At 37.4% G+C, this 9,218-nt stretch carries 8 protein-coding genes and 1 other RNA gene; 1 reads left to right on the top strand and 8 read right to left on the bottom strand.

Annotated elements, in window-relative coordinates; all coding sequences use genetic code 11:
* From R3X28_RS15840 to R3X28_RS15805, 8 genes are all read right to left on the bottom strand, one after another.
* Positions 1-1,717: hypothetical protein (locus R3X28_RS15840; protein WP_317665602.1), on the bottom strand; the 1,717-nt coding region annotated here is incomplete at its 3' end.
* Positions 1,718-1,721: 4 nt separating this feature from the next.
* Positions 1,722-2,393 carry an outer membrane beta-barrel protein gene (locus R3X28_RS15835; protein ID WP_154363727.1) on the bottom strand — a complete coding sequence of 224 codons (672 nt, stop codon included), beginning with the start codon at positions 2,391-2,393 and terminating at the stop codon, positions 1,722-1,724.
* Between the two features lie 95 nt (positions 2,394-2,488).
* Positions 2,489-3,052, bottom strand: a complete 564-nt coding sequence (locus R3X28_RS15830) for an NADPH-dependent FMN reductase (RefSeq protein ID WP_154363728.1) — start codon at positions 3,050-3,052, stop codon at positions 2,489-2,491.
* A 27-nt stretch (positions 3,053-3,079) separates the two neighbouring features.
* Complete coding sequence (locus R3X28_RS15825; RefSeq protein ID WP_317665599.1) at positions 3,080-3,709, bottom strand: hypothetical protein; 630 nt, start codon at positions 3,707-3,709, stop codon at positions 3,080-3,082.
* Positions 3,710-3,742: 33 nt separating this feature from the next.
* Complete coding sequence (locus R3X28_RS15820) at positions 3,743-5,548, bottom strand: hypothetical protein (protein WP_317665597.1); 1,806 nt, start codon at positions 5,546-5,548, stop codon at positions 3,743-3,745.
* Between the two features lie 139 nt (positions 5,549-5,687).
* Entirely contained in the window at positions 5,688-6,308 is a 621-nt protein-coding gene (locus R3X28_RS15815) for a response regulator transcription factor (protein WP_109649491.1), read from the bottom strand.
* Positions 6,309-6,310: 2 nt separating this feature from the next.
* On the bottom strand, positions 6,311-8,191 hold the full coding sequence (locus tag R3X28_RS15810) for a sensor histidine kinase (protein WP_109649492.1): 1,881 nt from the start codon (positions 8,189-8,191) through the stop codon (positions 6,311-6,313).
* A 251-nt stretch (positions 8,192-8,442) separates the two neighbouring features.
* Positions 8,443-8,706, bottom strand: coding sequence for a hypothetical protein (locus R3X28_RS15805; protein ID WP_317665593.1), 264 nt, complete (start codon positions 8,704-8,706; stop codon positions 8,443-8,445).
* 32 nt (positions 8,707-8,738) lie between these two features.
* On the opposite strand from R3X28_RS15805, the gene ssrA reads away from it, so the two are divergent.
* Positions 8,739-9,148, top strand: a transfer-messenger RNA (tmRNA) gene (gene ssrA / locus R3X28_RS15800).
* The last annotated feature ends 70 nt before the right edge of the window (positions 9,149-9,218 follow it).

Genomic DNA, 9,218 nt, shown 5'->3' with positions numbered 1-9,218 from the left:
AGGTGTGGTTGGTTCTATCTGAAAGGTAAAAACTACCATCGTTTGCTACTTGATCTATAGCTATTCCTGCTGAATAATTTAAAACTTGAGAGCCTGGTAAGTCAACAGTTAATGTAGTTGTTTGTGTGTTAGTTACAGCACGAACAAAACCAGTACCGGCGGGATTAGTATCTGTTATTAATAATCGGTCGTTAGTAGGGTCGTAAGCTATGTCCCTTGGACCTAAAAAAGAAGCACTAGCATTAGCACCATCCACAAGGTTGATAGTTCCGTTACCTGCATAGGTACTCACGGTTCGTAAACTAGGGTCATCATTCATAGCAATGGCACGAATACTACCATTTTCCGTATCTGCAACATACATTATATTATTACGGATAAGCAAACCTGTAGGATACCTAAATTGCGCAACACTTGCATCACCATCAATAAATCCTCCTGAACCGCCTATACCTGCATAGGTAGTTACTTGTCCGTCGGCAATTTTACGTATGATGTGGTTGCCTGAATCTGAAATGTAAATATTTCCTGCATCATCTAAAGCAATATCTCCAAAACTACTAAAGCGAGCAGTAGCATACGCACCATCTTGATAGCCTTCGGCATTGCCTCCTAAAAGCGTGGTAACTTCTTTATTTACCGGGTTTACCATGCGTATGGATTTTGAACCACTATCGGCAATATATACTACGGTACCATCTGTTGAAGTGGCTACGGCTTGCGGATAGTTAAGCTGCCCAAAGGTACCATTGGCATTGCCTTGTGTGCCATCACCAGCGAGTAACTGCATATTTACGGGTAGGTTTGAAACCGGTTGGTCGCAATTAGAGCCTGTAAAACCAGGTTCGCAATTACAGAAACAATCTCCATTATCGGCTGTTTGTTGGGTGCCGTTTGCGCAGTTTAAGGTGTCGCAAGGGTCTATGTTTGCACAATACGTAAATTTTGCTCTGGTATCGAGAGGTAAATCTAAAAAAACAGGATTGTTTGCAGAAATAACACCGAATCTATAACGTTTACGTTGAAAATCACCAAGTTCGATATCTGAATTCTCATAGCTGTTAGGTACTGGAACAGCAAATGGCTCTCCGAAATGATATTTCACTTCTAGTTGAGAAAGATATTTGCTTCCTCTACTTTTGCTAAGTGTTGTTCCCCCTTCTGGATGTCTTACCATAAAGCCATATAATCCATTTAATTCTAAAATATTTGCTTCTTCATACTCCATTACCTTTTGTATAAAATACAAATTAGAACTTTCGTTTAATTCTATTGTAGGAATGCAATAGCCATCGTATCTTTTATTGTTAGATACAGTATGACTTACGATGCCTTCACCCATATTCCAAGGGATAGTTTCTGTGTATAATATATCATCTCTACACTCCTTTAACTCTAAAGTATTATCCTCTAAAAAAGAAATGGATAACGTGTAAGAATCAGCAAAATTAGTTTCATTAGGAAACCATTGAAAAGCAGGTGTTGTATAATTTGACCCAGTAATGTATCCACGACCAACATGGTACTTCGAAAATATTCCATCAGGTTCTTCTGTAAGAAACTGCACTAAAAAAAAGGGGCTGTTATTGATTAGCCATTGACGATTTCTTTCTGCAAAATTGTTTTCAACTTCTAATAATTCAGGGTTTGTTGGTATACACGCTGAGAATAACGAAATGACCACAAAAAATAGCAGTGTTATTTTTAAATTTTTCATACTATTATTTTTTAAACTGGTAGGTCAATTTTAAAGGCATAAATACTTGCCATAAGCGGTTTTTATTATTTAGCTGTACTACGCCATCATTAGTTTTCAAGAAGTTAGACAATGGAATATCGGCCGTTAATCCAACAGAAACCGCAAGTGTATTGGTAATAGCTTTGTTAAGCTCTACACCAATATTACTAGATATATAGCCTTTATTGTACCAAGGGTATTGCTGTGCTTTGTACAAATCATTATCCTTACTACCCAAATAAAAATGGTATTGCATACCTGCCATAAGGTTAATATTTATATTTTCTGAAGACAGTTTATAAACCGCCTGCACAGGCACAGACAAATAATAAACTGGGATAGCGTATTTAACAGTGGTTGTTTCAACAGTTTCTTCTTCGGGCGAATTATAGAAAACGCCTACTTCGTGATACTGTGTGGTTAGCCAATTTACACCCAATCTTACTCCCCAAGTATTGTTAAAAAAATAGGTACCTTCTAGTCCTCCTCGAAATGCAAAAGAAACAGGGATTGTTGTGTTATCATAAACAGCATTATCAATAGCTCCACGAGATAAACCTGGTTGTAGGTTGAGTGCAACCTCTATAGATTGTGCGTGGAGCAAAGTGCTACATGAGAATAAAAGTAGCATGCCCAATGTTTTTATAGTATTCATTTATGTTTTTTTAATATTTTTTTTAGTGATTGTCCTTGTATTTTCTCAGTAATATTAATATGAGAACTAGCCTTGTTTATGATTGACTTTTTAACTTATTTGTATTTTGTTGGATTTCTGTTTTCATCGTCTATTGTATTTATTAAAGATGTAATTACTTTATCTAATTTTAATACAATTTCATTGTCAGTTAGTTTTCCATTTTTATTAATTTTTCCTTTCACTCCTTGAATTAATAATTTCGAATTTTCAGGAAGAATTGTTTCTACTGTTGTTAAAACAAGGTCTAGAGATTCAAATGCCTTTTCTCCAGATGATGCAGCAACAATCATTGCTACAGGTTTACTGGAAAATAGTGTGGTTGAAACATTCCATTCAATTACATTTTTTAGACATCCCGGAAGACTAAAAACATATTCGGGTGTACAAAAAATGATACCCTCTGATTTTTTGATTAGCTCCCTCAATTCAAATACAGAACTTGGAAGCTGTTCTTCTAATTCAGGGTTAAAGTGTGGTAAATCGCTTATTTTATCATAAATACATAATTCGATGTTATCATGATATTTTTCTTTTATAAATTCTAAGATTGATAGACTTGAAGATGTTGACTTTGTACTTCCTGAAATCCCTAAAACTTTTACCTTTTGTTTTTTCATCTTTCTTTTTGTTTAACTAGATACTGGTTAATCAACAATTACACTAAAGTCTTTTCCAATAACGTAAGATGTGCCACCACTACTGCCACTACCTATGCCTGTGTAGCTGTTCCGATAAAAAGAAGTGCCCGATTGTTTTGCTAATTGATAAAGATTAAAAGAAGCGTATTGCCCTTCGTAACCACCATTGCCTTGTGCATCTACCCAGTATCTCCCTGGTATAACCTTAAAGAATTGTTGTAAATAGGCAACGTCTTTCCAATGGAGCTCCCTATTGTTTACAAATACATTTGTATTGCCGTTTGAGGCATTGGCTTTAAGTGTGCCATTAAATGGCATATTAGGCAAGACGAAACCTAATCCCGGACCTCCTTTTAGGCCCCAAGCCCCTGTATATTTATCGTACCAATAACTACCGCTGACCACCTTAATATTGTAATATGACGAAAGTTGACTCAATGTTTTTTGAGGAACCCGAACATCGTTTACATATACGTTATCCTGTACTGGTGAGGTAGCCGACATCAACAACATAAGAAACAGTACTATAGCGAAAAATCCGGTTACAAAAGCCATTACCAAAAAGAATGGGTAATGCTTTCTTTTTTTTCGGGTTCCCGGGCTTTTACAATAATAGGTCAATGTAATCGTATTCATTTGTTTTCGTTTTTATTTGGTGTTACTTTAAAATCAGTTTACTTTGAATCCTTCCCTAAACCAAGTGTTTATGGTAGGCACATCATAATCGGTATTCCAATTGAATTTTGATTGTTTCATTATGGCCGTAATAAACCCGTCGATACTTGCCGATCCCCCCACCGAAGTTTGATATACCTCAAGTGTCCTATCTGGGGAATTAAATGCGGGAAGTGTACTGGAAGCACCATCATTGGTAAGATTTTCCCAAGTGGCTAAACTTGCATAAGTTGTACCTATTTGAAACCATTTATCCGTTGTTAAGGGACTATAATAGCTATTCCGTGAAAACGTATAATTGCTTACGTTTGTGGGAAACCCCATTAAAACCGCATTGAAGTTAGAGGCGACAACAGTGTTCTTTTTGAAAAGGATATTGGATTTATCGCTATTGCTATCAATGGACCCTAATAAAGGGAGTCCAGACCTTAGGTTGTATATGGTATTATCCTGAATAGTAACATCCTTAGACACCCCCGAAACACGGATAGCGAAGGTATTGCCGATCTGTGCATCGGGCTGATTCAAGAACAGGTTGTTTTGTACATTTCCGGTATCCCAATCATCGATGTCTAGATACCACGCCAAGCCCCTTGTCGTTGGTTTAGATCTTCCTATATTGAGCATGACATTATTCACGATACCAATATCCTTGAAACGGTATGAGGCAATTGGATCATTTCCTCCCATGCTAATCCCTATTTCACCATCGACATACAGATTGTCTTCCAAAGTGATTGCAGAAGCACTTCCTGGTCCGTTATCGGCAGTGAACTTGGTTCCAATACTTGATCCCCTTGAGAAAAAATTCCCCTTAAAAGTGGCATTGTGCAAACTAGTACCATAAAAATTATGATTAAAAAAGGTGGCCTGCCCCCCTGCTTCTGCATTGTTAAAGGGGGGAATGGCCTGTACCAACCAACCATTGTGATCAAAGACATTTCCCTCTATCAGTACCGACTCGCAAAAAGCCATATAAATTCCCTGACTATGGGCATTATCCGAATAGTTATTAGTAATTATATTTCTACGGATGCTAATGTTCTGCGGAGGTTGTTCCCCTTGAACAATATTGTTCTCATAAAAATCAAAAACGCAATCCTCAATAGTCAAATTATTCCCGGGGTTATCCGCCTTCCTAAAAAAGTAAAAACCCGGACTACCTGAATAAGAAACAAATTCATTTGTTTGCGGATTGCGCGTATGGGCATAAAAAGCTATCCCTGAAACAATGATGTTTTGGAAGCTAAGCACTTGAGGTATGCCCGGGTTTCCTCCGGTTTTAAGCAACGGCCTTTCTTTACTATCACCATAACTGGCTACAACAAAAGGTTCATTGATCAAAGCACCCGATTTTATGACCAAACTTTCGTTAAAAACATCCCCTCTTTTCAACAAGACCCAATCGGATGAATTGTCTCTAGCCAAGGCCATAGCCGAGGCAATTGTTTTTTTTGGGGTGACGGGACTTTCACCATCATTTTGATCATTCCCTTCCGAGGAGCTAACATAATAGATACGGGTATCAGAAGCCGGTTCTATAACGGTCCAACCATTTTCGAGACTTCCTGTGGCAAGTCCGCCCTCGGTACAATCATCGATTCCGGTACAACCTAGATCGTTGGACCAATCCACAAGTCCGTCACCGTCATTGTCTATACCATCATTGCATTCGCATTCGTTATTAATTGGATCGACCTTTGGATCGTTCTTTTTTGGTGCATTGGGGCTATCATCATGTGAACATGACCATGCTAAAATGAATACACCTATCAGGATAGTGATTTTTTGTTTCTTCATAACAGATTGATTTGGGAACAGTTATGAAACAAATTTCAAAAAAAAACCTTGGCTATTTGTACTTACAACCAGCCAATCCTAAAAATGGCTGAAAACTACTAAAACGAAAAAAGCGGATACTAATATTACAGGTTTGCGCCTAAGCCCATCCTTTTTGAATGGCATATCGCACCAATTCCGCACTATTTTTAAGATGCAATTTTGATAATATATTCTGTCGATGCGATTCGATGGTATGTTTACTTAAAAACAGTTTTTCGGCAATCTCTTTGGTAGTGTTCCCTGCTACAATAAGCTGAACGACTTCCTTTTCACGAGGAGATATATTGGAGTTCTGGTTCAGCCCCCTTAAATCATCCAACATTAAGGTAGCCACTTCGGGGGTATAATAACTTCCCTTTTCATGCAACTGGGCAATTGCTTGGATCAGCGTTTCCTTGCCCGTATCTTTTTGTAAGTAACCATCTGCCCCGGCCTTAATTATATTTTTAATGAATTCAGCCGTTTTGTGCATGGTGAGTGCCAACACCTTAATATTAAATCCCCGTTTTTTCAAGGTTCTCAATACCTCAAAACCATCCATATCGGGCATTTCTATATCCAACAAAAGAATATCCGGAAGTCGATCATCCAGAAGTTCCAAAATTTCCTTACCCGTAGAAGCTTCTCCCATGATGTGGATGTCCTTTTCTTCCTTCAACAAGGAAATAAGGCCTTCCCTGAACATCCTGTGGTCGTCGGCAATAAGTAGGTTGATCATTGTTATACCGGTATTTGTATATTAAACGTTGTTCCCCTTCCTTGTGAGGAATCAATATCAAGCGTACCCTTTAACTGTTCTATACGATTCTTGATATTACTGATTCCCATACCTCCATTACTGGCATGATCATAACCCTTACCATCATCTTCCAACATTAAGCTTACATGTTTGGCATACTTGTTCAAATAAATGGTCAGGTTTTTGGCTTGGGCATGTTTCAGTACATTCTGTATCACTTCTTGGGTAATCCTATATAATTGTATTTCTTTGGTAGGATCAATTCTTTGCTCCATATTATGGGCGTATAATTGGGCGTTGATGTGATCTTTATCTATTTGGTCCAAGATCGATTGAATACCAGAGACCAATCCGAACTTAATAAGTTCGCTCGGCATTAGGTTATGTGAAATACGCCTTACCTTATCACTGGTTTTCGAAACTGTTTCAATGGTTCCCAAAAGGTCCTGTTTGGAAATATTCTCTTTGTCCGAAGCGACTTCCAATTTATTTTTTATCAACGCCAAAGAACCTCCAATACTATCGTGAAGATCTTGGGCAATACGTTTTCTTTCCATGTTCTGTGTTTCTGAAATCGCATCGATCAGCTCATTTTGTCTTTTGTTTTTCGTACGCTGTTTAAACAATAAGAAAACGAGCACTGACATAGCAACGACCCCCATGGCAGTAGCGCCAAGCCATTTCACCTGTTGCCTTTGTTCTTTTATAAGGGTTTCGTTTTTTAATTTTTGCTCTGAAAGGGTCGCTATTTCCTTCTCCTTTTTTTCGGTTTCGTATTTTGCTTCCAACTCGCTTATATTTTTAAGATAGTTTTCATTTGAAATACTATCCTTCCATTTTTCGAAATATGTCCTGTTCTCATATGCAGCTTTATAATTTCCCATTCTAGAATAGGTTTCGGCATAAGCCAAATAAATATGTTTATAAGCATCTTTATAATCAATTTTTTCTGCTCTGGCCTTTGCCGAATCTAACAGGGATATTGCTTTTTTATATTGGTTTGTTTTCGCCTCAAGAACCGCCAAATTATTTAACGTAAGTACAACTCCAATGTCATCTTTTATTTGACTACTGATTTTTTTGGATTCCAATTGACACTTTTTAGCATCTTCATATTTTTCTAAAGATTCATAAAGTATTCCCAGATTCATTAAACCTATAGCTACATGAAATTTTTCACCCATTTCTCGGTGCATTTCTATAGATTTTTTATAGACTTCAAGGGCTTTTTCGGGTTCATTATTAGCTCGATAAACAATACCCAAATTGCCGTAACTATTAGCTATATAATTTTTATAGTTGTTCTTTAAGCTAATCGCTAAAGCTTTGTTATAAAATTCCAAAGCTTTATTTTTTTCGTCCAAGTATCTATATATATTCCCTAAGTTGCTGAGAGAAACTACAGCACGATAACTATTTCCGTTTTTTTCTGATACAGCCAATGCTTTTAAATGTGCTTCAGCTGCTTCATCATGTCGAGATAAACTATGCAGTATCAATCCATAATTGTCCAAGGTTTTTGTTTTTTCTAAATCACTTGCCTTATCTATAAAGTCTAATGCAATTGTTATTACTTCCATGGATTTTTTAGTGTTCCCTCTATCAAACCAATACATGGCTAATAAATTAAGCCCTTGGTGTTCTTTTTTATCTAATTTTAAATATGTACTTAAATCTATACCTTTATGAATATACTCTAAAGAAGAATCCGGCTCATTCCTATATGCCGTACTTAATTGATAGTTAAGGTTTACCCTAGTACTATCTTTCCCTTGTTTTTTCAACAAGTTCTTTAGACTATCGATTTCAGTCCCTTGTGAGCATACGTTACAAATGCTAAAAAGAACAAAAGCAAATAGCATTAATATTTTAAAGAGTTTATTCACTACTATTTTTCCATGAAAATACAAATTGTTTTGAAATTCGATTTTTTATAAGGGTTTCCTAAGCAATGCATATAGAAACTTAGGCTTCAAAAAGTACCAAAGACGGCTGTCCTCTAGGGTAGATCATCACATACCCGCCTTTATCCCATCATAAATGCCGTGAACCCTCTTTTAAGTTTCCAAGGCACCAATAGGCTTTCCTTTGGAACTCGGAAAAAGGAAGTGAATTATTTGTCGTGGGGTTGAACACCGTCTGACAAGGGTTTCACGATAAAGACCTTAACAATATCATAGTTATTGGCCTTCCCAATGTCTCTGCTATCTATTGATGAACTCACTATATTTATCCTTGGAATATTTTCGAGGAGTAATTTCACAAATTCATACGAGAATTCCCATCCATCCATAATGGGCATATTCAAATCCAAGAAAATAACATCGGGTAATTGCTCGCCCTGACGCGAACATGGTTCGGTCAGGGTATAATTCAATTAGGAGAATCGAAGATTCTCTTTCTCATTATGGGGCCGACTGGTTTTGACAGCGAGACCAATGGCAATGTAAGCATGTCGAGCGCTGGGATACAGCTCGTTAATATCATTATCCACACTTTTAATTGGCAAAAACAACTACGCTCTTGCCGCTTAATCTGAATTATAGTAAGATTAGCCTCGTCCCTACAAAGTAGGGAAGCGAGATGTTCCTGAATAGCCTCTGTCGACGGCGATTCAATCCGGAGCACCATAAATGTCGATATAAGGATGGTATTCGCTTTGGTACCATCACCAAAATCTAAAGAAGCTAAGTATGTATTAGGCTGTTTCCGGTCAGGTACATATCGAAAACCAAATGGAAATTAAACATGTAGAAAGCTTTGTAATTGCAGAACAGAAGCTTTAGGGCGCAACGCAGTTAACCCCTCCGGCACCACTCCAAAAGCCACCTTCGGGTGGTTTTTTGCGTTACGCCTTCGAGAGTCAAAGGCCAGCGCACCCAAACTTAT

The organism is Maribacter sp. TH_r10, assembly GCF_033101095.1.
GTDB classification, from domain to species: Bacteria; Bacteroidota; Bacteroidia; order Flavobacteriales; family Flavobacteriaceae; genus Maribacter_A; species Maribacter_A luteus.
Note: the sequence above shows the minus strand (reverse complement) of the source record. Positions and strands in the feature narration are given on the sequence as shown.